Source organism: Citrobacter sp. Cy070 (assembly GCF_030332245.1).
In the GTDB taxonomy this organism is placed as follows: domain Bacteria; phylum Pseudomonadota; class Gammaproteobacteria; order Enterobacterales; family Enterobacteriaceae; genus Citrobacter; species Citrobacter youngae.
The window spans coordinates 36,353-62,548 of record NZ_JAOWIG010000043.1; the positions used below are offsets into that span (position 1 = coordinate 36,353).

The 26,196-nt window shown below is 54.1% G+C and carries 19 protein-coding genes; 7 read left to right on the plus strand and 12 right to left on the minus strand.

Annotation, left to right across the window (positions count from 1 at the left end):
- The first annotated feature begins 88 nt into the window (after nucleotides 1–88).
- Entirely contained in the window at nucleotides 89–3,166 is a 3,078-nt protein-coding gene (locus tag OGY19_RS04255; protein ID WP_286596238.1) for a beta-galactosidase, read from the plus strand.
- Between the two features lie 100 nt (nucleotides 3,167–3,266).
- On the opposite strand, the gene prpE is transcribed toward OGY19_RS04255, so the two are convergent.
- The 4 genes from prpE to prpB form a co-directional block, all read right to left on the minus strand.
- Nucleotides 3,267–5,153 carry a propionate--CoA ligase gene (gene prpE, locus OGY19_RS04260; protein WP_115600887.1) on the minus strand — a complete coding sequence of 629 codons (1,887 nt, stop codon included), beginning with the start codon at nucleotides 5,151–5,153 and terminating at the stop codon, nucleotides 3,267–3,269.
- 40 nt (nucleotides 5,154–5,193) lie between these two features.
- Nucleotides 5,194–6,645 carry a bifunctional 2-methylcitrate dehydratase/aconitate hydratase gene (locus OGY19_RS04265; protein ID WP_115600888.1) on the minus strand — a complete coding sequence of 484 codons (1,452 nt, stop codon included), beginning with the start codon at nucleotides 6,643–6,645 and terminating at the stop codon, nucleotides 5,194–5,196.
- A 40-nt stretch (nucleotides 6,646–6,685) separates the two neighbouring features.
- Nucleotides 6,686–7,855, minus strand: a complete 1,170-nt coding sequence (gene prpC, locus OGY19_RS04270; RefSeq protein ID WP_048212504.1) for a bifunctional 2-methylcitrate synthase/citrate synthase — start codon at nucleotides 7,853–7,855, stop codon at nucleotides 6,686–6,688.
- Between the two features lie 80 nt (nucleotides 7,856–7,935).
- Nucleotides 7,936–8,817 carry a methylisocitrate lyase gene (prpB, locus tag OGY19_RS04275; protein WP_003021316.1) on the minus strand — a complete coding sequence of 294 codons (882 nt, stop codon included), beginning with the start codon at nucleotides 8,815–8,817 and terminating at the stop codon, nucleotides 7,936–7,938.
- A gap of 252 nt (nucleotides 8,818–9,069) precedes the next feature.
- On the opposite strand from prpB, the gene prpR reads away from it, so the two are divergent.
- A complete protein-coding gene (prpR, locus tag OGY19_RS04280) occupies nucleotides 9,070–10,665 on the plus strand; it encodes a propionate catabolism operon regulatory protein PrpR (RefSeq protein WP_115600889.1) in 1,596 nt (531 codons plus the stop codon).
- 48 nt (nucleotides 10,666–10,713) lie between these two features.
- Here prpR and yahO read toward each other — a convergent pair whose 3' ends face one another.
- Nucleotides 10,714–10,989: a DUF1471 family periplasmic protein YahO gene (gene yahO, locus OGY19_RS04285; RefSeq protein WP_003021310.1), complete on the minus strand. Its 276-nt coding sequence runs from the start codon at nucleotides 10,987–10,989 to the stop codon at nucleotides 10,714–10,716.
- 273 nt (nucleotides 10,990–11,262) lie between these two features.
- Here yahO and OGY19_RS04290 point away from each other — a divergent pair, with 273 nt between their 5' ends.
- The 3 genes from OGY19_RS04290 (at nucleotide 11,263) to OGY19_RS04300 (ending at nucleotide 14,698) form a co-directional block, all read left to right on the plus strand.
- A complete protein-coding gene (locus tag OGY19_RS04290) occupies nucleotides 11,263–11,895 on the plus strand; it encodes a LysE family transporter (RefSeq protein WP_048212506.1) in 633 nt (210 codons plus the stop codon).
- An 88-nt stretch (nucleotides 11,896–11,983) separates the two neighbouring features.
- Nucleotides 11,984–13,372, plus strand: coding sequence for a diguanylate cyclase (locus OGY19_RS04295; RefSeq protein ID WP_061067374.1), 1,389 nt, complete (start codon nucleotides 11,984–11,986; stop codon nucleotides 13,370–13,372).
- A 219-nt stretch (nucleotides 13,373–13,591) separates the two neighbouring features.
- Entirely contained in the window at nucleotides 13,592–14,698 is a 1,107-nt protein-coding gene (locus OGY19_RS04300; protein ID WP_115600890.1) for a 4Fe-4S binding protein, read from the plus strand.
- A 72-nt stretch (nucleotides 14,699–14,770) separates the two neighbouring features.
- On the opposite strand, the gene OGY19_RS04305 is transcribed toward OGY19_RS04300, so the two are convergent.
- Genes OGY19_RS04305 through OGY19_RS04325 form a run of 5 tightly spaced genes read right to left on the minus strand, consistent with a single transcriptional unit; the run spans nucleotide 14,771 to nucleotide 19,516 of the window.
- Nucleotides 14,771–15,664 carry a MurR/RpiR family transcriptional regulator gene (locus tag OGY19_RS04305; RefSeq protein ID WP_005127925.1) on the minus strand — a complete coding sequence of 298 codons (894 nt, stop codon included), beginning with the start codon at nucleotides 15,662–15,664 and terminating at the stop codon, nucleotides 14,771–14,773.
- A 2-nt stretch (nucleotides 15,665–15,666) separates the two neighbouring features.
- Entirely contained in the window at nucleotides 15,667–16,614 is a 948-nt protein-coding gene (locus OGY19_RS04310) for an iron-siderophore ABC transporter substrate-binding protein (protein ID WP_115600891.1), read from the minus strand.
- Nucleotides 16,615–16,629: 15 nt separating this feature from the next.
- Nucleotides 16,630–17,682 carry a FecCD family ABC transporter permease gene (locus OGY19_RS04315; protein ID WP_115600892.1) on the minus strand — a complete coding sequence of 351 codons (1,053 nt, stop codon included), beginning with the start codon at nucleotides 17,680–17,682 and terminating at the stop codon, nucleotides 16,630–16,632.
- A complete protein-coding gene (locus tag OGY19_RS04320; RefSeq protein ID WP_048212511.1) occupies nucleotides 17,679–18,692 on the minus strand; it encodes a FecCD family ABC transporter permease in 1,014 nt (337 codons plus the stop codon). Before OGY19_RS04320 ends, OGY19_RS04315 begins: the two co-directional genes overlap by 4 nt.
- Nucleotides 18,689–19,516 carry an ABC transporter ATP-binding protein gene (locus OGY19_RS04325; protein ID WP_115600893.1) on the minus strand — a complete coding sequence of 276 codons (828 nt, stop codon included), beginning with the start codon at nucleotides 19,514–19,516 and terminating at the stop codon, nucleotides 18,689–18,691. Before OGY19_RS04325 ends, OGY19_RS04320 begins: the two co-directional genes overlap by 4 nt.
- 446 nt (nucleotides 19,517–19,962) lie before the next feature.
- On the opposite strand from OGY19_RS04325, the gene OGY19_RS04330 reads away from it, so the two are divergent.
- Both OGY19_RS04330 and OGY19_RS04335 read left to right on the plus strand, forming a co-directional pair.
- Nucleotides 19,963–22,125 carry a TonB-dependent siderophore receptor gene (locus OGY19_RS04330; protein WP_115600894.1) on the plus strand — a complete coding sequence of 721 codons (2,163 nt, stop codon included), beginning with the start codon at nucleotides 19,963–19,965 and terminating at the stop codon, nucleotides 22,123–22,125.
- A 181-nt stretch (nucleotides 22,126–22,306) separates the two neighbouring features.
- Entirely contained in the window at nucleotides 22,307–22,816 is a 510-nt protein-coding gene (locus tag OGY19_RS04335; protein WP_048212514.1) for a hypothetical protein, read from the plus strand.
- A 99-nt stretch (nucleotides 22,817–22,915) separates the two neighbouring features.
- Here the strand turns inward: OGY19_RS04335 and foxA are convergent, their stop codons facing one another.
- Nucleotides 22,916–25,024: a ferrioxamine B receptor FoxA gene (gene foxA, locus OGY19_RS04340; protein WP_286596239.1), complete on the minus strand. Its 2,109-nt coding sequence runs from the start codon at nucleotides 25,022–25,024 to the stop codon at nucleotides 22,916–22,918.
- 121 nt (nucleotides 25,025–25,145) lie between these two features.
- On the minus strand, nucleotides 25,146–26,129 hold the full coding sequence (locus tag OGY19_RS04345; protein WP_048212515.1) for an AraC family transcriptional regulator: 984 nt from the start codon (nucleotides 26,127–26,129) through the stop codon (nucleotides 25,146–25,148).
- Nucleotides 26,130–26,196: the final 67 nt, after the last annotated feature.

The window sequence follows — 26,196 nt, forward strand, 5'->3', positions numbered from 1 at the left end:
CCCATTAAACCCGCCCGGCTTTACAGCGTCTCACCGCAGGCCTTATGTTTATTAAATTGTGAGCGAATAACAAACATGAGATACCGCTATGACTCTGAGCTCGGACTCACTCGCCGCCGTACTGGCGCGCCGTGACTGGGAAAACCCCGGCGTCACACAGATAAACCGTCTGGAGGCACATCCGCCGTTTTGTAGCTGGCGCTGCGTGGATGATGCCCGTAACCACCGGCCTTCATCCCAACGAATTTCGTTAAACGGCGAGTGGCAGTTCGCCTGGTTTGCCACACCAGAGGCAGTGCCAGAAAGTTGGCTTGAGCATGATTTACCGCAGGCCGTTGCCCTCTGCGTGCCGTCTAACTGGCAGATGAGCGGTTATGATGCGCCAATCTACTCCAATATAACCTATCCGTTCCCGGTCAATCCGCCTTCTGTTCCGACGCAGAACCCTACCGGATGTTATTCGCTCACATTTAGTGTTGAAGATGCATGGTTAGATGAGGGTCAGACGCGGATTATTTTTGACGGCGTGAACTCCGCGTTTCATCTGTGGTGCAACGGTCGTTGGGTCGGCTACGGTCAGGACAGCCGTCTGCCGTCTGAATTTGATCTTCGCGATTATCTGCTGCGCGGCGAAAACCGCCTGGCCGTCATGGTGCTGCGCTGGAGCGATGGCAGCTATCTGGAAGATCAGGATATGTGGCGCATGAGCGGCATCTTTCGCGATGTTTCTTTACTGCATAAACCCACAACACAGATCCGTGACCTACGCATCAACACGCGCTTTAATGATGATTTCAGCCGCGCGGTGCTGGAAGCGGAAGTCCGGATAGCAGGCGACGAGCGTGAAGATGTACGCGTGACCCTGCAATTGTGGAACGGCGAAACGTTGGTTGGCGAGCTCACCTCACCGCCCGGCAGCGAGATTGTTGATGAACGCGGCGCTTATCACGACCGTACTACGCTGCGCCTCAACGTTGAACACCCGGCGTTGTGGAGTGCCGAAACGCCTAATCTGTACCGCGCCGTTGTGCAGCTACATACCGCTGACGGTACGCTGATTGAAGCCGAGGCCTGTGACGTCGGCTTTCGTCAGGTTTGCATTGAAAACGGACTGCTGTTACTCAATGGTAAGCCGCTGTTGATTCGCGGTACCAACCGTCATGAGCACCATCCGGTCAACGGTCAGGCGATGGACGAGGCAACGATGGTGCAGGATATTCTGCTGATGAAGCAGAACAACTTTAACGCCGTGCGTTGTTCGCATTACCCAAGTCACCCGCTATGGTACACCCTGTGCGACCGCTACGGCCTGTATGTGGTGGATGAGGCCAATATCGAAACCCACGGTATGGTGCCCATGAATCGCCTGAGCGATGACCCAACATGGCTTCCCGCCATGAGCCAGCGCGTCACGCGCATGGTACAGCGTGACCGCAATCACCCAAGTATCATCATCTGGTCGTTGGGCAATGAATCCGGTCACGGCGCGAACCACGACGCGCTCTACCGCTGGATAAAATCAGAAGACCCGTCACGCCCGGTACAATATGAAGGCGGCGGCGCAAATACCGCAGCGACCGATATTATTTGCCCGATGTATGCCCGCGTCGATCAGGATCAGCCCTTCCCCGCCGTACCCAAATGGTCGATTAAAAAGTGGCTGTCGATGCCCGGCGAACAGCGTCCGCTGATCCTTTGTGAATATGCCCACGCGATGGGTAACAGCCTCGGCGGCTATGCCAAATATTGGCAGGCATTCCGCCAGTATCCGCGTCTGCAAGGAGGATTCGTCTGGGACTGGGTGGATCAGTCGCTGACCAAATATGATGAGAACGGCAAAGCATGGTCAGCCTATGGTGGCGATTTTGGCGACACGCCTAACGATCGCCAGTTTTGCATGAACGGGCTGGTGTTCGCCGATCGCACCCCACACCCGGCGTTATATGAGGCCAAACATGAACAGCAGTTTTTCCAGTTCACGTTACTGCCGGGCGCTGAACGCCAGATTGAAGTGACCAGTGAATATCTGTTCCGCCGCAGCGATAACGAAGTTCTGCACTGGTCCATCGCCCAGGACGGCAACCCGCTGGCCGCCGGAGAGGTCGTTCTGGATATCGCCCCACAAGGCCGCCAGGTGATTACCCTGCCAGATGTCCCGATGCCGGAAACCGCAGGTCAGCTGTGGCTGACGGTGCGCGTCGAACAACCTCAGGCAACCGCGTGGTCAGACGCCGGGCACATCAGCGCCTGGCAGCAATGGAAGCTGGAAGATAAACTCAGTCTGGCGCTTAAACCTCGCGCCAGCACAGCGCCACAGCTGACGATCCGCGATGACACGTTTACGGTAATCGTCAGTGATAAACGCTGGGAATTCTGCCGCCGTACAGGCTTACTGACGCAATACTGGCTGGTCGAAAAAGCACAGCTGTTAGCACCGTTAATCGATCAGTTTACCCGTGCGCCGCTGGATAACGACATCGGCATCAGCGAAGTAACGCGCATCGATCCTAATGCCTGGGTCGAACGCTGGAAGGCTGCGGGCCATTACCATGCTGAGCCATGGCTATTGCAATGCGAGGCCGAAGCGCTGTCGAACAGCATCCTTATCACCACCGCGCATGCCTGGCAGTATCGGGGCGAAACGCTGTTCATCAGCCGAAAAAGCTACCGTATTGACGGCAAGGGTGAAATGCAGATAACGGTGGATGTCGACATCGCCAGCGGTACGCCGCATCCGGCCCGCATCGGCCTGAGCTGCCAGCTGGCGCAGGTGGCTGAACGGGTAAACTGGTTAGGCCTTGGGCCGCATGAGAACTACCCGGACAGGCTGAACGCCGCTTGTTTCGACCGTTGGGATTTATCGCTCGATGAAATGTACACCCCGTATGTTTTCCCAAGTGAAAATGGCCTGCGCTGCGGGACACGCGAATTACGCTACGGGGATCATCTGTGGCGTGGTGACTTCCAGTTCAACATCAGCCGTTACAGCCAGAAGCAACTGATGGCAACCAGCCATCGCCATCTGCTGCAGCCTGAAGCCGGAACATGGCTCAACATTGATGGTTTCCATATGGGCGTCGGCGGGGATGATTCGTGGAGCCCTTCAGTGTCACCAGAATTTCAGTTGAGCGCAGGGCGTTATCATTATCAGCTGAGCTGGCGCTAATCACGTTGCTTTTGCCGGATGGCGCCGCTTCGCGGCTTATCTGGCCTACGGTGCGCGGTTTCGTAGGCCGGATAAGGCGAAGCCGCCACCCGGCAACGCCCTACTCCTCGATCGCCTGGCGGATTTGCTGTAACGATGTTGGATCGTCAATGGTGGTCAGATCGCCAGGATCGCGGCCTTCGCAGATCGCCTGGATCGTCCGTCTGAGCATTTTACCGGAACGTGTTTTCGGCAACTGCGACACAAACCAGACGTGTGCCGGACGGCCAAAGTTGCCAATCTGGCTGTCCACCAGCGCCATAATCGCCTTCTCTTCCGAATGGGCGATGTCGCGATCTTCCAGACTGTCGCTCTGTTTCGGAATAACAAACGCGACCGCTACCTGCCCTTTCAGCGCATCCTTCACGCCGACCACCGCCACTTCCGCAACGTTCGGATAGCTGGAAATACTCTCCTCGATCTCTCGCGTACCGAGTCGGTGTCCGGCGACGTTGATCACGTCATCCGTACGCCCCAGGATGAAGTAATAGCCATCGGCGTCGCGAATGCCCCAGTCAAAGGTGGCGTACACCTGGCGGGAGAACAGCGACCAGTAGGTATTCACAAAGCGTTCGTCATCGCCCCAGATGGTCTGAATACAGCCCGGCGGCAGCGGCCCTTCGATCACCAGCATGCCCTTCTCGTTTGCCGCACAAGGTTCACCGGTCACCTCATTGAGCAGTTGTACGTTGTAGCCGTACATCGGCACGCCGGGACTGCCCAGACGCGATGGCCTGTCGTCCAGCCCGCGGGCAATCGCCATAATCGGCCAGCCGGATTCAGTCTGCCAGTAGTTGTCGATAACCGGGACGCCCAGCGTTTGGGTTACCCAACTGGCGGTTGGTTCGTCCAGCGGTTCCCCCGCCAGATACAGCACCTCCAGCGAGGAGAGATCGTGATTACGGATTTGCGCAGTGGGGAATTTCTTCAGCACACGGATAGCTGTCGGGGCCGAGAACATCCGGCTGACCTGATACTTCTCAACAATTTTCCACCACACGCCGCAGTCCGGATACGTTGGCAGACCTTCGTAAACTACCGTCGCCATCCCCGCCAGCAGCGGGGCATACACGATATACGAATGCCCAACTACCCAGCCGATATCCGACGCGCAGAAGAACACGCCGCCCGCTTTGCCGCCGAAAATGGTGTCCATCGAGGTCGCCAGCGCCACCGCGTAACCGCCAACATCGCGTTGCACGCCTTTCGGTTTCCCGGTTGTCCCGGAGGTGTAGAGAATGCAGGAGGTTTCGTTTGATTCCAGCCAGACAACTGGTACCCGCGCGCCGAGATGCTGTTGGCGCAGGGCGGCAAAGTCGAGGTCACGTCCTTCAACTCGCGCCATTTTCGCCAGACCGCGGTCGACCAGCACCACATGACGCGGTCGGTGCTGCGCCTGGTCGATCGCATCATCGAGCAGCTTTTTATACGGCAGGATCTTGCCCCCGCGCGCCCCGGCATCCGCCGAGACGATAACCACCGGCCGGGCGTCGTCGATGCGCGCCGCCACGCTATGCGACGCGAAGCCGCCGAACACCACCGAATGGATCGCCCCAATGCGTGCGCAGGCCAGTAGCGTAATGTGCGCCTCGGCGATCATCGGCATATACACCAGCACCCGATCGCCACGCTGTACGCCCAGCGACAATAGCATCGCCGCCGCGACGTTCACTTCGTCATACAGCTGACGAAAGGTAAACGTGCGTTCTTCTTCGGTTTCGGATGACACCGCAATCAGCGCCAGCGCCTCGGGCTGTTTCTCCAGCCAGCGGTCGATGGCGTTATGGCACAGATTGGTCGTGCCGTCGCAAAACCAGCGGGCAAACGGCGGGTTGCTGTGGTCCAGCACCTGCGTATACGGCTGCTGCCAGTCAATACGCTGGGCCTGCTCGGCCCAGAACGACTCCGGTTGCGTTATAGAACGTTGATAAAACTCGCTATAAGACATAATGCTCTCCTGTTGAACTTACGCCTTGCTGCACGCTGGTTTAAATAATGAAGAGATCCATATACTCATTGACCGGCATCTGCTCCAGGCGAGTTCTGTCCAGGGAGACATCCAGGATGCGCTGCTGCTGGCGGGTCGGGAACTGACGCGCCAGGTTGATTTTGAACTTCTCGACCAGCTTCGGCATGCCGTCAGTACGACGACGCGCGTGGCCGATTGGGTATTCCACTACCACTTCTTCAAAGCGTGAGCCGTCGGTGAATTCCAGAGTGATGGCGTTGGCGATGGCGCGTTTTTCAGGGTCGTGGTAATCGGCGGTAAAGGCCGGATCTTCGAAGCAGTTGATCTTCTCGCGCAGGGCATCGATGCGCTTGTCCTGCGCCACGCCGTCTTCGTAATCTGCCGCCGTTAAGCGCCCGAACAGCAGCGGAATGGCCACCATATACTGGATACAGTGATCCCTGTCCGCCGGGTTATTCAGCGGGCCTTTTTTATCGATGATGCGGATACAGGCTTCGTGCGTGCGAATGGTGACTTTTTCGATATCGGCAGCGGTCTTACCTGCGGCCTGTAACTGCTCGTACAACGTCATTGCTGCTTCTACCGCGGTCTGCGAGTGGAACTCGGCCGGGAAGGAGATTTTAAACAGCACGTTTTCCATCACGTATGAGCCGTACGGGCGCTGGAAGCGGAACGATTCGCCTTTGAAAGAGACGTCATAGAAGCCCCAGGTTTTCGCCGTCAGCGCAGACGGATACCCCATCTCACCGGTTTTCGCCATCAGCGCCAGGCGTACCGCGCGCGAGGTCGCATCGCCTGCGGCCCAGGATTTACGCGTGCCGGTATTCGGCGCATGGCGATAAGTACGCAGCGACTGGCCGTCGACCCACGCCAGCGACACGGCGTTGAGAATTTCATCCCGGTTCAGGCCAAGCATCTCAGCGACCACCGCCGTGGAGGCCACTTTTACCAGCAGGACGTGATCGAGACCAACACGGTTAAAGGAGTTTTCCAGCGCGATACAGCCCTGAATCTCATGAGCTTTAATCATACCGGTCAGCACTTTTTTCATGGTCAACGGCGCTTTCCCCGCCGCCACCGCATTGCGTGACAGCCAGTCAGCCGTGGCCAGAATACCGCCGAGGTTATCAGAAGGATGACCCCACTCAGCGGCAAGCCAGGTATCGTTGAAGTCCAGCCAGCGGATCATCGCACCGATGTTAAACGCCGCCTGCACCGGGTCGAGCTGGAACTGGGTGCCAGGTACGCGCACGCCGTTCGGTACCACTGTACCTGGGACGACCGGCCCCAGCAGTTTTTTACAGGCCGGATATTCCAGCGCTTCCAGGCCGCAGCCTAAGGTATCAAGCAGGCAATAATGCGCGGTGTCATACGCCACCTTCGAGGTGACCTCGTAGTTCATGACGTAATCAACGATATCAACGATTTCACGGTCAAATTCCGGGCGGACGTTCGAAATATGTGCGGACATAGGGTACATTTCCTGTTTTTTATCTTTAGAGGTTTTTGAATTAGCAACGTTTTTCAATCGGGACAAATTCGCGATCTTCCGGGCCGGTGTAATTGGCGGAAGGACGGATAATTTTATTGTCCTGGCGCTGTTCGATGATGTGCGCCGCCCAGCCGGTGACGCGGGCGATAACAAACAGCGGGGTGAACATTTCGGTCGGGACGCCCATCATGTTGTAGGAGACCGCCGAGAACCAGTCGAGGTTGGGGAACATCTTTTTCGTTTCCCACATTACGTCTTCCAGACGGTCGGCAATGTTGTACATTTTCAGCGAACCACCTTCCTGGGAAAGCTGTTTTGCCACGCGTTTGATCACCTGATGGCGCGGGTCGGCGATGGTGTAAACCGGATGACCAAAGCCAATCACCACTTCTTTGTTTTCCACGCGTTTACGGATATCCGCTTCAGCTTCGTCCGGCGTTTCGTAGCGCTGTTGGATCTCCAGCGACACTTCATTCGCCCCGCCGTGTTTCGGTCCACGCAGTGCGCCAATCGCGCCGATAATCGCGGAATACATATCGGAGCCGGTTCCGGCAATCACGCGGCTGGTAAAGGTGGAGGCGTTAAATTCGTGTTCGGCGTACAGCACCAGCGAAATATGCATCGCTTTTTCCCAGCTTCGCGACGGTTTTTCGCCATGCAGCAGGTGCAGGAAGTGACCGCCAATGGAATCATCGTCAGTTTCCGGCTGAATACGCTCGCCGTTATGGCTGTAGTGATACCAGTACAAAAGGATTGAACTGAGCGACGCCAGTAGCTTGTCGGCAATATCGCGCGCGCCGGAGACGGTATGACCTTCTTTTTCCGGCAGCGTACAGCCCAGCGCGGAGACGCCGGTGCGCATCACGTCCATCGGATGCGAGGCGGCAGGCAGCGCTTCCAGCACGGTGCGCACATTAGCGGGCAGTCCGCGCAGCGCTTTTAGTTTGCTTTTATAGGCGGTGAGTTCATCGCGGGTGGGTAATTTCCCGTGGATCAGCAGATGCGCGACTTCTTCAAATTCGCACTGCTGCGCCAGGTCGAGAATATCGTAGCCACGATAGTGTAAATCGTTACCGCTTTTACCGACGGTACACAGCGCGGTATTTCCGGCGGTAACGCCTGACAGCGCAACCGATTTTTTAGGTTTAATGACATGGGTACTATTTTGCAGGATCGTTGTGTCGCTCATGTTGTCCTCGTCATTTTTATAATATGTAGGGTACAAATTTATTGCCGGATGGCGGCTGTGCCTTATCCGGCCTACGACGGTTACTTTTTGCTATACAACGCGTCGAGTTTCTCTTCGAACTGGTAGTAATTGATGCTTTCGTACAGTTCGTTACGCGTCTGCATAATGTCGATCACGCTCTTTTGCGTTCCTTCCTGACGCAGCACGTTGTAAACCTTTTCCGCTGCGCGGTTCATGGCGCGGAAAGCCGACAGCGGATACAGCGCCATCGCGACGTTTGCGCTGCGCAGTTCATCGGTGGTGAACAGCGGCGTAGCGCCAAATTCAGTAATGTTGGCGAGGATCGGCACCTGCACCGCGTCGGCAAACTGGCGGTACATCGCAAGCTCGGTAATGGCTTCCGGGAACAGCATGTCAGCGCCCGCTTCGACGTACGCCTGGGCGCGATCGATGGCAGCCTCTAACCCTTCCACCGCCAACGCATCGGTTCGCGCCATAATGACAAAATTGGGATCGGTACGCGCATCCACCGCGGCGCGGATCCTGTCGACCATCTCTTCTTTAGAGACGATCGCTTTGTTCGGACGATGACCGCAGCGCTTGGCGCCGATCTGATCTTCAATATGCAGCGCGGCAGCCCCAGCTTTGGAAATCGACTTCACGGTACGCGCCACGTTGAACGCTGACGATCCAAACCCGATATCCGCATCCACCAGCAAGGGCAGCGGGCAAACATCAGTAATGCGACGAATATCGGTCAGCACATCATCCAGGGTAGAAATACCAAGATCCGGCAGACCCAGAGACCCTGCCGCCACGCCGCCGCCGGAGAGATAAATCGCCTGATACCCGGCGCGTTGGGCCAGCAGAGCGTGATTGGCGTTGATGGTGCCCACGATTTGTAATGGGTTTTCTTTGCTGAGCGCGGCGCGAAACGCCAGCCCTGGGGAGTGTAGAGACATATCCCGTCCTCTTGTTATCAACTTGTTAGCATTAGTTGATTTACCTAAAGCAAGGGGTATGCCAAAGACCTTAATTTTTCATCAATTTATATATTCACCTTTAAAAACAATGCATTAAAATCAATTTCTGTATCTTTGTTGTACAAAAGCGTGTCAGCTATCGTTTCATGAAACTGGCCTTAACGTTTCATTGCAACATTTATGAAACACAACTAAACCCTAATACTCGGTTCCTTACTTTTTGGGTTGGCTATGGCTGATACGTATCTTCCGCCGCGGGTGAACGACGACAAACCGGTTATCTGGACCGTTTCGGTCACCCGCCTGTTCGAACTGTTTCGCGACATCAGCCTGGAGTTCGACCACCTGGCGACCATCACCCCTATTCAGTTGGGTTTTGAAAAAGCGGTGACGTATATCCGCAAGAAGCTGGCGAGCGAGCGTTGTGATGCGATCATTGCGGCGGGCTCCAACGGTGCCTATCTGAAAAGCCGCTTATCAATTCCGGTTATTCTGATTAAACCCAGCGGCTTCGATGTGCTACAGGCATTGGCGAAAGCGGGAAAACTCACATCATCGATTGGCGTCATTACCTATCAGGAAACCATTCCTGCGCTTCTCGCCTTTCAAAAGACCTTCAATTTGCAGCTTGAACAGCGCAGCTATATCACTGAAGAAGATGCTCGTGGGCAAATCAACGAACTGAAGGCCAGCGGTACACAAGCGGTAGTCGGCGCGGGGCTGATTACCGACCTGGCGGAAGAAGCGGGTATGACCGGCATCTTTATCTATTCAGCGGCTACCGTGCGCCAGGCCTTTGTCGATGCGCTGGATATGACGCGCCTGACGCTACGGCGAAACGGTCAATACGCTTCTAGCGATACGATGCGCACCCGCTATGCGCTCGGTGATATGCGCGGTCACTCTGCGCAGATGGAACAGGTGCGGCACACCATAATGCTCTACGCCCGTTCTCGCGCACCGGTGTTGATTCAGGGCGAAACGGGCACGGGTAAAGAGCTGGCGGCGCAGGCCATTCATCGTGAATATTTCACCCGTCAGGAGAATCGACGCGGTAAACCCTCACCACCGTTTGTCGCCGTCAACTGCGGGGCAATCACCGAATCCTTACTGGAAGCGGAGTTGTTTGGCTATGAAGATGGCGCTTTTACCGGCTCACGGCGCGGCGGACGCGCGGGTCTGTTTGAAATCGCCCACGGCGGAACACTGTTTCTTGATGAGATAGGCGAAATGCCGCTGCCGTTACAAACCCGACTGCTACGCGTGCTGGAGGAAAAAGAGGTTACCCGGGTCGGTGGGCACCAGCCGATTCCGGTCGATGTGCGGGTGATTAGCGCCACCCACTGCAATCTGGAGCAGGAGATGAAACAAGGCGAGTTTCGTACCGATTTGTTTTATCGCCTGAGCATTCTGCGCCTCAAGCTCCCCCCGCTACGCGAACGGCTGCCCGATATTTTACCGCTGGCGGAAGGCTTTTTAAAACAGTCACTGGCGGAATTAGATGTGCCGTTTTCTGAGCCTGTGCGCAAAGGACTAGGGCTCAGCCAACATATGCTGCTGAATTACGGCTGGCCGGGGAATATTCGTGAGCTGCGCAATATGATGGAGCGTCTGGCATTATTTTTAAGCGTCGAGCCACAACCAGAACTTAACGTCCATTTCTTGCAGCAATTATTGCCAGAACTGGCGATTGTCGCCGAAATACCCCAGATATCATCATCACTGACGCCACAGCAGGTGCTGGCACAATTCAATGGTGATAAAACAGCGGCGGCACGATATCTCGGTATCAGCCGAACCACGTTTTGGCGCAGGTTAAAAGAATAACCCGCCAGTACAGAGGCTGGCGGGTATTTTATCTTTCAATGCAGCGTATTATTTTTTCTTGTAGATATTGGCTGTGCCATGGATTTTATTATCCGTTTGACCGGAAGTTAATACCACAACATCGGCGCCTTTCTCTTCGGCTTTCTTCAGCAGCTCTTCTTTAGCATCTGCGACAGAAACTTCATTACTCGTTGAGATATCACCGATTTTTGTGTACTGCGACTCAACCTTTTCAAACTCAAGTTTTGTCATAAATTCCGCGGCATATGCGTTGGTCACGACAAAAGCTAATGCACCAATAAGTACTTTAATTCCAGTTTTCATAGACCAGCTCCAGGTTTTGTTATGACGCCATCATCGATCCCTGAACATGAGATAACGCGATTCAAGGATGATTAATAACTAGTCCAGCCTGGATAAAAAATCCACACTCAGCAGAAATATATAGAAATTTTGCGGCACAGAAAAAACCAGCCATCGCGTATCCGCACTTCAACCGGTTCAAAGTTTCAATAGCCAGTGTGAGTTAATCCTCAGAACAGCCAGCTCGTTGAAATTATAGTGTTAACTTTATGAATATTTGAGGAATGGTTGTCTATGGAACCGCTACACGCCGTCGTACTCACCGTCAGCCTGTTTGTTTTAACCTTTTTCAACCCCGGGGCGAACCTGTTTGTGGTGGTGCAAACCAGCCTGGCATCAGGACGGCGCGCGGGGGTGATGACCGGTCTGGGCGTGGCCCTGGGCGACGCGTTTTACTCCGGCCTTGGCCTGTTTGGTATGGCAACGCTTATTACCCAGTGTGAAGAGATATTTTCGTTGATTAAGATTGTTGGCGGAACCTATCTGCTGTGGTTTGCCTGGAACAGCATTCGCCATCAGGCGACACCGCAAATGCCCACGTTACAACAGCCGATATCCGCCCCCTGGTATGTATTCTTTCGTCGCGGGCTGTTAACGGATTTATCGAATCCGCAAACCGTATTGTTTTTTATTAGTATTTTCTCGGTCACCTTAAGCGCAGAAACCCCGACCTGGGCCAGGCTGATGGCATGGGCAGGCATTGTGCTTTCTTCTGTTATCTGGCGTATTTTTCTCAGCCAGGCGTTTTCTCTTCCTGCAGTACGCCGTGCATATGGTCGCATTCAGCGCGTTGCCAGCCGGGTAATTGGCGCCATTATCGGCGTCTTCGCCTTAAGGCTGATTTATGAAGGTATTCGCCATCGTTAATGCGTAAAGAGAGTTTCACTTGACCATCGTGACGTAATTGTCCGTAATACCGCCTGAATTTTTCAATCACATTTTGAGTGGCTGTGAGATGGAACAGGTTGATCCCGTAAACGACACATTACTCCTTACAGAATGGCGGGCGCTAATACGCCAGACATCCCCTGACGTTCATACGATCCTCACAGGGTTAAGCGACGATGAGATCCGCCATTTAGTGACCGTTTTTTATGACTACATGCTCTCTCATGCGGAGAGCGCGTTGTTTCTGAATACGGAGCAGGTCAGTACGCGACTGAGCGGCAGTATGTTTGACTGGTTGCGCAGCGTGCTCGGCAGCGCATATGAAGACCTCCCGCTCTTGCTGGCAAAACAGCGTGAAATTGGTGTGGTACACGCCCGTATCGGCCTGCCTATCGATCTGGTTAACCGCGGTGCACGTAAGCTAAAAGAAGAGCTGTATCAGTTGCTGAAAAGTAAGGCCGACTACTCTGTCAGCCTGTTGAGCGATGCTATCTGTTTCAGCAGTCTGGCGATGGACACCGCGCTGGAGGCCATGACCGTTTCCTACTCTCCAAGCTATCAAAACTCGCTGCACACGCAGGAGCAGTATCGGCTGCAGACCATTTACGACGACGTCAACGTCGAGCGCGAACGGCAAATCCGTTCGTTTACCGATTGGGAAAATCAGTTTATCTACAACATTGCGACCGGCTTACCGTCCGGTGATCTGGTGTTCCTGGCGGACTCAGATTTTGGTATGTGGTTCTCCCATAAAGGAAAACACATTCTTGGCAGCGGTAATCTGCTGGCAGAAATGGAATCCGTGATCGCTGAAATCGATAACCGTCTGACACAGGCATTCTCGAATCAGCAACAACCTGGCGAAACCGAACGGATGAGCTTATTGCAGGATATCCGACAGCTCTCGGCCAAAATCCATTTTCTCCTCGCCTCAATGTTTGAAGCGCTGGTCAAACAGGAAAATGGCAAAGACTCGCTGACCCAGTTGCTTAATCGCCGCTTTATTCCGACGATTATGCGCCGTGAAATCTCGCTGGCGTTACATTCACGAAGACCCTTTACCCTGGCAATGCTGGACATTGATTATTTTAAGCAGATCAACGACAGCTACGGACATAACACTGGCGATATGACGCTGAAAAACGTCGCGGCCGTTATTTATGAGCACATCCGCAGTAGCGATTACGTATTCCGTTATGGTGGTGAAGAGTTTATGATTCTGCTCGTCGAATCAGACGAATCGCAGGCCTCGATTATTCTGGAAACACTGCGCAAGAAAATTGCCGAGCTGCGTATCGCCGCTTCCATGACTGAATCCTTCTCTATTACCGTCAGTATCGGCGTTGCCGAATATGACTATCACCCCGACTACAAACAACTGGTTGATAAAGCCGATCGCGCGCTCTATCTGGCGAAAAGCCATGGCCGTAACCGCGTAGAAACGTACCGGGAATGACCGTCGTCCCCCACAGATAAATAAATACCCCGTTCAGGGTATTTATCTGACCTGTGATAAATATCGTGCTGTTATTTTTATACATGCCCATTAGCGTGATAAAAATGGCAGCCGATTAATAAGATGCAAATCAAATACACTATATCTTTATAGCGGTAGCATATCCCGGTGATGAGTCTTCCTGAATGCAGGGGGAAATATGAGGGATAATAAAAGATCATGAACGGGAAGAAGAAAACGCGCTGGCAGCGCCGCCCTGGTACCGTCGGAGGAAAACTGCCGTGGAATGACTGGCGCAATGCCAGTAGCTGGAGAAAAGCCACCCAGTTTCTCCTGTTGGCTATCAATATCTATATTGGCGTGACGTTCTGGTATTGGGTTCGCTATTTCGAAACAGCCGGTACCAGCGTTTATATATCAAGACCCGGCGGTATTGAGGGATGGCTTCCCATTGCCGGTCTGATGAATATCAGATACACACTGGAAACCGGCTTTCTTCCCCCTATTCACGCCGCTTCCATGCTGCTGCTTGTTGCCTTTATCCTGATGAGTCTGCTGTTAAAAAAAGCGTTCTGCTCGTGGTTGTGCCCGGTGGGTACGCTGTCTGAGCTGATAGGGAATCTGGGCAAAAAAATAACGGGTCGCAACTTCACCCTGCCGCGCTGGCTGGACCTCCCTTTGCTGAGCCTGAAATATCTGCTGCTGAGTTTCTTTCTGTATATCGCCCTGTCGATGCCAGCACAGGGGATTCAGTATTTTCTGATGTCAGCCTACGGCATGATTATCGACGTTAAGATGCTCGATTTCTTTCGTAATATCGGCACGACGACGCTCATCGTAGTGGCGGTTATCAGCATCATGAGCCTGTTTATTCGCAATGCGTGGTGCCGTTATCTGTGCCCTTATGGCGCACTGCTTGGCCTGTTCTCTTTGCTGTCGCCGTTTAAGATCCGCCGTAATGCCGACAGTTGCATCGATTGCGGCAAATGCGCAAAGAACTGCCCGTCGAATATTCCGGTCGATCGCTTAATTCAGGTACGCACCGTTGAGTGCACAGGATGTATGACCTGTGTGGAATCCTGTCCGGTAGCCTCGACGCTGACTATGTCACTGAAGACACCGCCTGGCGCACAATCAGGGCATAGCGCAGCGCCGACACCATGGTGGCGACAAGGTAGGTTATCAGGGTGGACAATGACGCTACTGCTGCTCGGTATTCTGTTTGCCACCATAGGTTATGCGGTGTACGCCAACGTCTGGCAGACGCCGGTGCCAGATCATATGTATTTCCAGCTGATCCCGAAGGCCAGAATGATCGGCCATTAATGGTTTGATTGTCTGCCTTTATGCCGGGTGGCGACGTCCCACTACCCGGCCTACACATCGGGTATAACCGGTTTATTTCTTCGCCCCGGATTTACCAATGCCCCGATACAGTTCGTTAATCCGTTTCACGGACTTAATTGAACGTTGCGGCGCAGTCGAAGCAACGGACAGGACGATCATTTCCAGACACACCAGTACCGTACCGTGAAGCGGCATTTTCCCATTCTCGCCGCCGCGTGGCACGTTAATCACCACATCCGCTTCTTTACTAAAACGGGAATCCAGCGCGTTCGTCAGTAAAATAACCGGGACACCCAACCGCCTGGCCTCGCGAATGGTCGTCAGCCCTTCCCGATGCGGTGATTTCTGCGCCATCATGATCAGCACATCTCCCCGCTGCAATGCGATCAGTTGCTCTGCGAGGTTAATCCCGGTGCGATTAAATGCTACCGCAGGCAGGCCAATACGGCTGAGCAGACGAGCGGTATAATCCGCCAATACGCCGGATGCGCCAATACCAAAAATCCCCACCTGACGGGCTTCTACCAATAACGCCACCGCCTGGGCAATCGCATAGCGGTTTTGCGGTGTAGAAAGCGCTTCGCAGGTACGCTGATGCCCCTGCAGGACGAAGTCAATGCTTGAGTTCACATCGCAAGAAAGCGTATTCACCGTGGTGGTCATCTTCTCTTCTGAGGTCACGCCAGGACCAAACCAGTGCTCAATGGTCTGCTTTAAATCGCGCAACCCGGCAAACCCCAGCGCCTGGATTGCCCTGACCACCGTCGCGTCAGAGGTTTGCGTGGCGGCAGCGATTTCTATCGCCGTAAACTCCAGCACCACTTCGCGATTTTCGTTGATATAACGCGCCACGGCCTGCATGCGTGGCGAGAGTAAATGCGCCCGGGCGCGAAAACGGTCACCATAGACATCAATACGGTTTTTGGCTTTTTTCGCCGTCAGCATGGTTATTTAGCCTCCGGTAGCCATCGTCCGGCGATATGCGTTTGCACCTGCGCCACCATCAGACTGAGCGAGGCATAGGAATTGGATATCGCCTCTTCACGGGAGAGTAAAACGTAATGTCCGCGCTGGCAGGCGGTCAGGAACTCACACCAGCCAGGCATCACCGCATCCATCGCCGCGATTTCATCCTGCGGTTTACCGCCGGTATCGCCACGCCAGGTCGCGAAGACAAAATCGGCATCCAGTTCAGGCAGACGTTCCGCACTGACATCAATGCGCCCACCCGGCGGAATACTGTCGATAAGCTTCGGGAAGGTGAAGCCAGCATCGCGTAAAACTCGCCCCAGGGAGTGATAGGTGTGTAACGCGTTGATTTTTCCCTGATTAGCCTGTATTACCGCCACAGAGATGTGCTGCGTATCTACTGTCCGCTTGAGCTGGGCAATTTCTTCACGGTAGCGCCGTTCCAGCAATGCCAGCCGGTTCTGCGTACCTGTAAGCTGCGCCAGCTTGCGGTAGATTTCCGGCGCACCGCCATCAAGATGATCGATGCTGACCGTCGGCGCTATTTTTTCCAGTTGCTCAATCGGCGTGTTACGGCTGGGTTCGGTGATGATTAAATCCGGTTTTGCCGCGACAATGGCTTCAATATCAATATCCGCCGTGCCGATATACGTCATGTTCGAATTATCAAAATCCACGCCGGTCAGCAGCACGCCGGAACGTAAAAAATGGCTGCCGTCAGGACGCGTTCTGCCGTGGCTGGCCACCGGAGGCACGCCCAGTTCGATCAGCGGGATAGTGATGTCGAGATCGTGCAATGACACAATGCGCTGCGGATGTAGCGGCACGTTCACCACTCGACCGAGATCGTCAGTAAATGACTGAACAGGCACCGCCGCATGGGCGGTGCAGCCGACCAGCAGCAGCAATGAAAAGATTAAACGCATATACCCTCTTAACAATTACAAACGATCCCGGCGACGCCAGAGCAACAGTAAAAGGAACGGTCCACCGACCAGGGCAATGACGATCCCGGCGGGGATTTGCAGTGGGGCAAACGCCAGACGCCCCACGGTATCGGTGACCAGCACCAGCAATGCACCGATCAACGCACTTCCCCACAGCAGCGCTGTTTGTCCGCCACGCAGCCAGAATCGTGCCATGTGTGGCGCCATTAACCCGACAAAACCGAGGCTGCCCACGCAGGCAACACTGGCGGCGGTGAGTACAACCGGCGCGAGAAAACGCAACAACGCCAGCCGGGGTAAACGTACACCCAGCCCCGTTGCCGTCGCATTGCCAAGTAGCGCCACATCTGAAGCTCTCGCCGTGGCAAATAAGATGATGGCCGCAGGCAACGTCCAGACCAGCGCCACCAGCAGTAGCGGCCAGGTGGCGGCATGAAGGCTGCCCGCCAGCCAGACCAGTGCAGTCTGAACGTCACGGACATCCGCGGTGGTCATAAATACGCCCATTCCCGCGGCAAAGAACCACGACACGCCAATGCCTATCAACACGAAGCGAGGCCGGGAGAAATCACGGGCCAGCAGCATCACCAGTGCAGCGACCAGTGCGCCACCGGCCATTCCTACCAGGGGCCGCCAGACCAGACTTGCGGACGGGAAAAATAGCACCAGGGCCAGCACCACCACGCAACTCCCTTCTTTGACACCGATAAGCCCGGGATCGGCCAACCCGTTGCGGGTGATAGATTGCATCGCCGCCCCAGCCAATCCGAGCATCGCCCCGCACAGAAGCGCCATCAGCAGTCGCGGCAGTCGTACATCCCAAACGACATACTGTTGCTGAGCCGTCAACGCCTGAGGGTCAAACACCGCCCGTCCGATAGCGGAAGCCGGAACCGGGAGCGAACCCTGCATCACGCCGAACAGCAGTAATGCGATTGCCAGCACCGTCAGGCTGAGGCTGTACAGCACGGTTTTGGGACGAATGACACGAGAAAATCCCCCCACCCGCCATGCACGAAGCCCTGCACGCTGCAGCATATCGTTCATTTCAAAAACCTCGACGCAATGAAAATAAACGCCGGCGCGCCCACCAGGGCGGTCATGATCCCTGTAGCCAGCTCCTGCGGAGCCAGCACCGTGCGGGCGGCAATATCCGCCAACAGCAGCAGCGCCGCACCCAGCAATGCCGACGTCGGTAGCATCTGACGAATATCTTCTGTTACCAGACGGCGGGTAACGTTAGGCACTAACAGACCGATAAACCCCAGCGGCCCCACGACAGAGACTGCCGCACCGCACAACAGCGCAATGGCTACCATCGCCAGCAAGCGTATGCGCAGAATGTTCACCCCTAACCCACAGGCCATACGGTCGCCGAGAGCCAGAATATTCAGGCCCGGCGCGATAGCGAGCGCCAAAACCATACCAGCTAGCGACGGAGGAACGGCGCTTTTGACTGCTTCCCAGTGCAGACCAGAAAGATCGCCCACCAGCCAGGTGCGCATTGCCAACAGGGTTTGTTCATCCAGAATCAGGATGGCCGCAGTAAGCGATGACACCATGGCCGACAGCGCCACGCCGCACAGCGTAACCTTCAGCGGCGTTAACCCCCCCCGTCCGGCAGAAGAAAGCGCGATGACCAACGAGAACAATGCCGCTGCGCCTCCAGCCGCCAGCAATGGCTGGCTTACCCCCGTCACGCCAAGCGCGGTGCACAACACAACGACAAAAGCAGCCCCGGCGTTCAGTCCCAGAATATGCGGCTCTCCCAGCGGATTACGAATCAACGCCTGCAACAGCACACCCGCCACACCTAACGCTGCGCCGACCAGCATCGCCGCCGTCATGCGCAGCAGACGTAAGGAGACAATAATCCGGTGGTCGAAATCTTTCGCGTCAAAGTGGAACAGCGCCTGCACGACGGTCTGCGGGCTGATAGTGCGTGCGCCAACACCCAGATGCACCACCGCCAGAACACACAACAGCAGCGTTAACACGGGGAGTGCCAGCATAAACCGGCCACGGCGACGAGCCAGTGTGCTTGTCATGACCGTCATTGCTCTTGCCCGCCCGGCGCGCGGAACGGCATAAAGAACGGTTTGCCGGTGAGAGGATTCACCGACATCTGCACGTCGACGTCAAACACGTGCTTAATCAACTCGGGCGTGCAGTTTTCGCCATCATGCACGACGCCCTGCAACGTCCCCTGTTTGAGGAACACCAGCATGTCCCCGTAATTCACGGCAAAATTCAGGTCATGCAGGACCACGATCACTGTACGACCATGATGGCGAGTCAGTGAATGCAACAGTTCAAGGATCTCTACCTGATAGCGCAGATCGAGAAACGTAGTCGGCTCATCCAACAAGATGACCGGCGTTTGCTGTGCCAGCGCCATCGCAATCCAGCAGCGCTGACGTTGCCCACCGGAAAGGCTCTCCACCGGCAAATGCGCAAAATCAGCAGTTCCGGTTAACCGGAGCGCCTGCTCCACGGCGCGTTCGTCATCGTCCGTCCATTGCGAAAGCATGTTCTGCCAGGGAAAACGCCCACGCGATACCAGTTCTAAAACGGTAAGTCCTTCTGGCACCAATGGGGATTGCGGCAGGATGCCGAGCTGGCGTGAAACCGCTTTGGTGGGCTGTTGATGAATGGCTTTGCCATCCAGCAATACGCTGCCGCCGTGCGGTTTCAACATCCGAGCCATGGTGCTTAACAACGTTGATTTACCCGAGCCGTTCGCCCCCACCAGCACCGTCATTTTGCCTTGCGGAATAGTGAGACAGATACCGTGGACAATGGTGTTATGGCGATAACCCGCAGAAAGCTGTTGTAGTTCAATGCCCGTTCTGTGGGCGGTATTTTCCACATGCTGTGGCATGTTCACTCCTGCGCCGCCGCATGGCAAAGCCTGCATGCGTAATTCTCTAAATAAAAATAAAACTCATTCTCTTTGTGATCTTGCTGGCTTGCGCTGTAGTAGTCAAGCAATTACACCCTGTAGTTACATCACCTGTTGCCAACAACCAAAGCACAAATAAAAAATGCCGAAAAATCAATAAAAACCATTCTTTTTCAATGCATTGGAAATTAAATACCCTTAAAAAAACGACGGTTAAGTTGTGTCGAATCGCCTGTAGTTTCTTTTTCATTTTTACGTTTACTACTACAAACGCCCATGATTGAATGATTCTCAATTACATATCTGATGCCAGTAACGCCGGCTTACAGATGGATAAATGCAGGGCTGGCAAGCCGGGCAATGAATTGAATCAACCTGTTTCCCTGCCCATTTTTGGCAGGGTCTTTTGCGGAATAAATAAAATAATGGCTGAGTTAACGACTTACTTTTCGGGGATGAAAGGGCGGGCATTGTGCTCTGCTCTCTTTCTGGGCATAACAACAACACCTACGGTATTTGCAGCGGAGAAAGAGACGACTCCGCCTAAAGGGGAAGATACCATCACCGTTCGGGCAGATGCGTCGTCTGCCGATCAGGCCGTAACATCGGGTTATCAACCGCTGAGCTCGTCCACCGCGACGCTGACATCCATGCCATTGTTGGATATCCCACAAGTGGTGAACACTGTCAGCGATAAAGTGCTGGAAGATCAGCATGTCACGACGCTGGACGAAGCGCTGTATAACGTCAGTAACGTTGTGCAAACCAACACATTAGGTGGCACACAGGATGCGTTTGTCCGCCGTGGCTTCGGCGCAAACCGTGACGGCTCGGTGATGACCAACGGTCTGAAAACCGTGTTGCCGCGCAGCTTTAACGCCGCAACCTCACGCGTGGAAGTGCTGAAAGGCCCGGCCTCAACCCTGTACGGGATTCTCGATCCCGGCGGCCTGATTAATGTCGTCACCAAACGTCCGGAAACGCAGTTTGGCGGGTCGATTTCAGCAACCTCCAGCAGTTTTGGCGGCGGTACGGGGCAGTTTGACGTGACAGGGCCGATTGAAGGTACGCCGTTGGCGTATCGTCTGATTGGCGAGTACCAACACGAGGACTACTGGCGCAACTTTGGCACCAATCAGAGCAGCTTTATCTCCCCTTCTCTGACCTGGTTTGGCGACAACGCCACCGTCAGCGTGCTCTATTCACACCGCGACTACAAAGCGCCATTCGATCGCGGCACCATTTTCGATCTCAACACCAAACACGCGGTGAATGTGGATCGCAAAACCCGCTTTGATGAGCCGTTTAATATCACCGACGGCAAATCGGATCTGGCACAGTTGAATGCCGAATACCGCTTCAACAGCGAATGGACAGCGAAATTCGACTACAGCTTTAGCCAGGATAAATACAGCGATAATCAGGCTCGCGTAATGGCGTATGATTCTGCAACCGGAAATCTGACCCGCCGTGTCGATGCCACTCAAGGCTCCACCCAGCGCATGCACGCCACACGTGCCGATTTACAGGGCAACGTCGATATCGCGGGTTTTTATAACGAGATCCTCACCGGTGTCTCTTATGAGAACTACGATCTGCTACGCACCGACATGATCCGCTGCAAGAACGTAAAAGGGTTCAATATTTATAATCCTGTCTACGGTACGTTGGATAAATGTACTAACGTTTCTGCCGCTGATAGCGATCAGACTATTCAACAAGAGAGCTATTCTGCGTATGTGCAGGACGCGCTGTACCTGACCGATAAATGGATCGCCGTCGCCGGGATGCGTTATCAGTACTACACCGAATACGCTGGCAAAGGGCGTCCGTTCAACGCCAACACCGACAGTACCGACCAACAGTGGGTGCCCAAATTCGGTATGGTTTACAAACTGACGCCGTCGGTATCGCTGTTCGGTAACGTGTCGCGATCCTTCATGCCGCAATATTCTATCGCCAGTTATATTGGCGAACTGCCACCTGAAACCTCAACGGCTTATGAAGTGGGGGCAAAATTCGATATCTTTGACGGTATCACCGCCAATATTGCCCTGTTTGATATTGATAAACGCAATGTGCTGTACAACGAAATGATCAATGGCGAAACCGTGGCGAAAACGGCGGGTCGCGTGCGTTCACAAGGCGTGGAAGTGGATGTCGCCGGTTCGTTGACCACCAACACCAATATTATCGCCAGCTACGGTTATACCGCCGCGAAAGTGACGGAAGATCCTGATTACAAAGGTAAGCCGCTGCCTAATGTACCGAAGCATACCGGCTCATTATTCCTCACCTACGATATTCAGAATGCCTTTATGGGCAATACCCTGACGATTGGCGGTGGGGGTCATGGGGTGAGTCGCCGTTCCGCAACCAATGGCGCAGACTATTATCTGCCAGGCTATTTTGTCGCCGATGCCTTTGCCGCTTATAAGATGAAGCTGCAATATCCGGTCACATTGCAGCTCAATGTGAAAAACCTGTTTGATAAGACCTATTACACCTCATCCATTGCCACCAATAATCTGGGTAATCAGATCGGCGACCCACGAGAAGTGCAGTTCACGGTGAAAATGGAATTCTGATCCTCTTCATCCATTAACCCTGCCAATTCTGGCAGGGTTTCCCGCTTATTCCGTCATTTTAAGATAATTGCACTTGTGCTGTCGTCGCCCCGTTTATACAACCCTAAAGATCACCTGTAATTTGATGACTTTTATTTTGTTATGGGCGACTGGGGACCACAATAATGAATGGGATAACATCATGACTAAAACAAAACTGACGCTGCTATTACCTTTATTTTTAGCTGGCTGTTCAATGAGTGACGGAGAATTAAGAAATGCTTATGCTCAGCATTATCAGCAACCCGCCGCCTATGTCGATATCTATAAGCAGAAAATAGCCGGGATGGATATTAATGCACTGGCACAATATGCCGCCGCAGAAGATAAGAAAAAAATGCGTGGTCAGCCAAGACTGAAGATCGACGAATTCATTACCATTGAGAACGTGCAGGCGAAAGGGAATCGGGTGGTCTACGATTATACGCTGTCCGAGAGCTGGCTGGCGCTGTCCGCAGATAAACAGCGCGAGAAGCAGAGCAATATGAATAAAGATTTGATCTACCGAACCTGTTCGCTGGAAACGGTACGTCTGGCGCAGGCAAAAGGGCTGGAAGAAGAACATAACTATTACCGCCAGTATCCTGACAAGTTAGCCTTCACCCTGAGAACCAGCGCACAGATTTGTATGCAAAACGGTTTTACCAAATAGCCGCAATCCACTATGCCTGATGCGCTGCGCTTATCAGGCCTACAATTTGCACGCTGCCGTATGCCGGATAAGGCGCCAGCGCCGCATCCGGCTTAAGCATCAGAACTTCCACGAAACGCTGCCAACAATGCTGCGCTCGGCACCGAAATAACAGTATGAGAGCGAATTACAGGCTGCAACGTAACGCTTGTCGGTCAGATTGTTGACGTTCAACTGCGTGCTCAAACCTTTAATACCAATATTCGTTAAGTCGTAGCCAATCGCCAGATCCACCAGCGTATACGATGGCAGGGTGTGAGTATTCTGGCGATCGCTGGTAATACCGTTGACGTAACGCACGCCTGAGCCCAACGTTAGCCCCGCCAGTGGGCTATTTTTCACATCGTAGCTTAACCAGGTGCTGGCCTGATTGCGCGGCGCATAAACGGCACGCTTGCCCTGCTCTTCCGGGCTGCTTTTCTTATAGCGAATGTCGGTATAGGTATACGCCGCCTGCAAACGGAAACTGTCCGTCAGTTGGCTAATAGCTTCCAGCTCTACCCCTTCAGATTCAATTTCGCCAATCGAACGGTACGGATCGGTCGGCTCTTCTTTGGTGGCAATATTGGTCTGATTAATGCGGAACACCGACGCGCTAAACTGGCTATTCAACCCTTCCGGTTCATATTTCAGCCCGGCTTCCCACTGCTTGCCTTTCATCGGTTCCAACAGGTTACCGTTCTCATCAGCAAAACTGGTTGGCGTAAAGGCGGTGGAATAGCTGATGTACGGCGCAACGCCGTTATCGAACAAATAAAGCAGAGCAGCGCGACTGCTGAAGTTATTTTTGTCCAGATCGCTGCGAGTGCCGTTTTGCTTATCAATATTAGATATGCTCACCTGATCGTAGCGGCCACCGAGCGTTATACGGAAGCGATCCCATGACATCTGATCCTGCAAATAGTAGCCCGTCTGGCGCAACTTGTGTTTCTCGCGCGCATACATATTGATGTAATCAGGCTTCGCGCCGTACACCGGGTTAAAGGCGTCAATCGGCGGGAACGCCCCGTAGTAGCCGGTGGTATTGTTGCTGCGATCCTGATAGTCGATCCCCACCAGCAGACGATGGTTTACCTGCCAGGTATCAAAGCTGCCGTCGAGCTGGTTATCCAGCGTAATCGCCGACATTTTTTCATCGGAGCCGGAGTAGCCGCGATTAAGCTCGGTTTCATTCAACCAGCCCGCCGCATACACCTGGTTCAGCTCAACGTCGGTATGCAAATAGCGTAACTTTTGCCGTACCGACCAACCGCTATCAAACATATGCTCAATGTTGTAGCCCACCATGTTTTCACGGCGATCGTATTTGTCATAATCATCCTCGCCTTCGTAAAAGGTATTGGAGATCTTTTGCCCGTAATGGGGAACCACAGTGCCGTCATACGGCAGACCGGAGTGGCTACCGCCTTCCGGGTCACGGTGCAGATAGGCCATCAGGTCAAGACGCGTTTGATCGGTGATGCGCCAGGTGAGGCTCGGCATCAGCGCGTAACGTTCTTCCTTCAAGGGACCAAACTGCGAGTCCGCATAACGCGTCATTCCACTCAGTCGTGCGGCGACGCGATCGTTATCATCCAGCGCCCCGGTGACGTCAAACGCCGCGCCGCGCTGATTATTGTTGCCAGCAAACAGCTTCACTTCTCCGCCCGCATCAAACGACGGTTTACGCGATGTCAGCGCCACGATCCCGCCCGGAGAGGAACGGCCGTACAGCACGGAAGCCGGGCCGCGCACCACTTCAATATTGTCGAGAAACCACGGATCGACCACCAGCGAACTGTGCGAGTTAGTGTCGCCCATCATTTTCAGGCCGTCGAGATAGACGTTGTCCAGACTACCATCGGAGAAACCGCGCAGCACAATGTAGTCAAAGCGGTTGGAGGCACCAATCTGATTGCTGTACACCCCAGGTGTGTAGCTAACAGCCTGCCGCACGCTGGTTGCGCCCTGCTCTTCAAACTGTTCACGGGTAACGATCGATACCGACTGCGGTGTTTCGATATCCGGTGTGGCAAGCTTGGTCGCCCCACTCTGCATTTGCGAAGTGACAACCACCGTATCGTTTTTTGTTGTTTCCTGCGCCAGCAGAGGAAAAGCCACACTGCCGGTCACCCATCCTATCAGCAGCGCCAACCGAGTCTTCGCGAACATGAACATCTCCCAAGGCATATCTATCTGTAAATGAGAATTATTGCCATTTTTGTATCAGGAGTCGCTATGCCGAATGCCAGGTTGCGTATGCGCAGCGCCAAATTATGAATCAGCTTCGCGCATAAAACGGGAAAATGGATTAGCAAAGTTTGAGAACATCACCAGGCGGGAAGCCATAGCGACGACGAAAAGCGGTAGAGAAGTTAGTTGCGTGCTGATAACCCGACATCCAGGCCGCCTGCTGTACGCTGTATCCTTCCAGTAAATAGCCGCGCGCACGTTCCAGACGGCAGTCGCGCAGGTAGTCAAAAACGGAGCAGCCATATGCCGCACGGAACTTGCTGCGCAAACTGCTGGGGCTCATCGCTGCGCGCTGCGCCAGCTCGTTAAGCGTGTAGTCATTTTCAGGGGATTGCTCCAACAGACGGCGCACCCTTTCCAGCCGCTGCTGTTCGCCACTGGCGGCGAGGCATTTGCCGCTTTCCACCTGACAAACGCTGAGACCGTGACCAAATAATTGTAAAATCAGTCCTTCCAGCATCAACTGGCGGGAAACATGGCTAAGTGAGCCCTGCTGCGCATACTGTAATCCGCTGAGTAAAAACCCCGGCACCTGCCAAATAAGCGTTGGCGTCTGACAGTTTTCCCACTCACGCATGAGGGATTCAAGTAATCCTTTGCGCCATGCTCCGTCAGGATACAACCCGAGTGATAGCGTCCGTAGCTTGCAGTCGGCAGGGTGACGAGCGCTCATTGCCTGGCGTTCACTCAGACGCGAACTAAACGCCATGCCGGAACGTACCACATGTTCCTGCCCGTTGAGCGTCAGTATCACGCAACCTTCCAGCACTACCAGCATATACAAGGGGCTACTGTGCCGGGAGGTAGTTTCATACGGTTGCAGCACCTGTACATCAGAGTGTGTGACGCACATCCCGCAAGGGAGCATCATCTCCTCTACTTCCCCTTGCAATACAGCACTGGAACACGGAAGACCCGTTTTTTGCGCCAGCAACGGAAAACGGTAATCGATCCCGTAACGCTCACCAAAGTCCCTAAACTCACTGACGGAGAAGGTGCGGGTAAAACGTCCGGATGTATTCTGGATGGTGGTGTTGTTCATGCTGTCTTCTGCACAAGAAATGGAATTTGCAACGTACGATGGGTGGCAACATTACCATTACCCGCAC

What these genes read in the sequence shown, in the direction of transcription:
- OGY19_RS04315 (WP_115600892.1), bottom strand. Translation starts at nt 17,682, where the DNA reads ATGAACGATATGCTGCAGCGTGCAGGGCTTCGTGCATGGCGGGTGGGG.
- OGY19_RS04335 (WP_048212514.1), top strand. Translation starts at nt 22,307, where the DNA reads ATGACTAAAACAAAACTGACGCTGCTATTACCTTTATTTTTAGCTGGC.
- OGY19_RS04300 (WP_115600890.1), top strand. Translation starts at nt 13,592, where the DNA reads ATGAACGGGAAGAAGAAAACGCGCTGGCAGCGCCGCCCTGGTACCGTC.
- OGY19_RS04255 (WP_286596238.1), top strand. Translation starts at nt 89, where the DNA reads ATGACTCTGAGCTCGGACTCACTCGCCGCCGTACTGGCGCGCCGTGAC.
- OGY19_RS04295 (WP_061067374.1), top strand. Translation starts at nt 11,984, where the DNA reads ATGGAACAGGTTGATCCCGTAAACGACACATTACTCCTTACAGAATGG.
- OGY19_RS04310 (WP_115600891.1), bottom strand. Translation starts at nt 16,614, where the DNA reads ATGCGTTTAATCTTTTCATTGCTGCTGCTGGTCGGCTGCACCGCCCAT.
- OGY19_RS04325 (WP_115600893.1), bottom strand. Translation starts at nt 19,516, where the DNA reads ATGCCACAGCATGTGGAAAATACCGCCCACAGAACGGGCATTGAACTA.
- OGY19_RS04305 (WP_005127925.1), bottom strand. Translation starts at nt 15,664, where the DNA reads ATGCTGACGGCGAAAAAAGCCAAAAACCGTATTGATGTCTATGGTGAC.
- prpB (WP_003021316.1), bottom strand. Translation starts at nt 8,817, where the DNA reads ATGTCTCTACACTCCCCAGGGCTGGCGTTTCGCGCCGCGCTCAGCAAA.
- yahO (WP_003021310.1), bottom strand. Translation starts at nt 10,989, where the DNA reads ATGAAAACTGGAATTAAAGTACTTATTGGTGCATTAGCTTTTGTCGTG.
- foxA (WP_286596239.1), bottom strand. Translation starts at nt 25,024, where the DNA reads ATGCCTTGGGAGATGTTCATGTTCGCGAAGACTCGGTTGGCGCTGCTG.
- prpC (WP_048212504.1), bottom strand. Translation starts at nt 7,855, where the DNA reads ATGAGCGACACAACGATCCTGCAAAATAGTACCCATGTCATTAAACCT.
- prpE (WP_115600887.1), bottom strand. Translation starts at nt 5,153, where the DNA reads ATGTCTTATAGCGAGTTTTATCAACGTTCTATAACGCAACCGGAGTCG.
- OGY19_RS04320 (WP_048212511.1), bottom strand. Translation starts at nt 18,692, where the DNA reads ATGACGGTCATGACAAGCACACTGGCTCGTCGCCGTGGCCGGTTTATG.
- OGY19_RS04265 (WP_115600888.1), bottom strand. Translation starts at nt 6,645, where the DNA reads ATGTCCGCACATATTTCGAACGTCCGCCCGGAATTTGACCGTGAAATC.
- OGY19_RS04290 (WP_048212506.1), top strand. Translation starts at nt 11,263, where the DNA reads ATGGAACCGCTACACGCCGTCGTACTCACCGTCAGCCTGTTTGTTTTA.
- prpR (WP_115600889.1), top strand. Translation starts at nt 9,070, where the DNA reads ATGGCTGATACGTATCTTCCGCCGCGGGTGAACGACGACAAACCGGTT.
- OGY19_RS04330 (WP_115600894.1), top strand. Translation starts at nt 19,963, where the DNA reads ATGGCTGAGTTAACGACTTACTTTTCGGGGATGAAAGGGCGGGCATTG.
- OGY19_RS04345 (WP_048212515.1), bottom strand. Translation starts at nt 26,129, where the DNA reads ATGAACAACACCACCATCCAGAATACATCCGGACGTTTTACCCGCACC.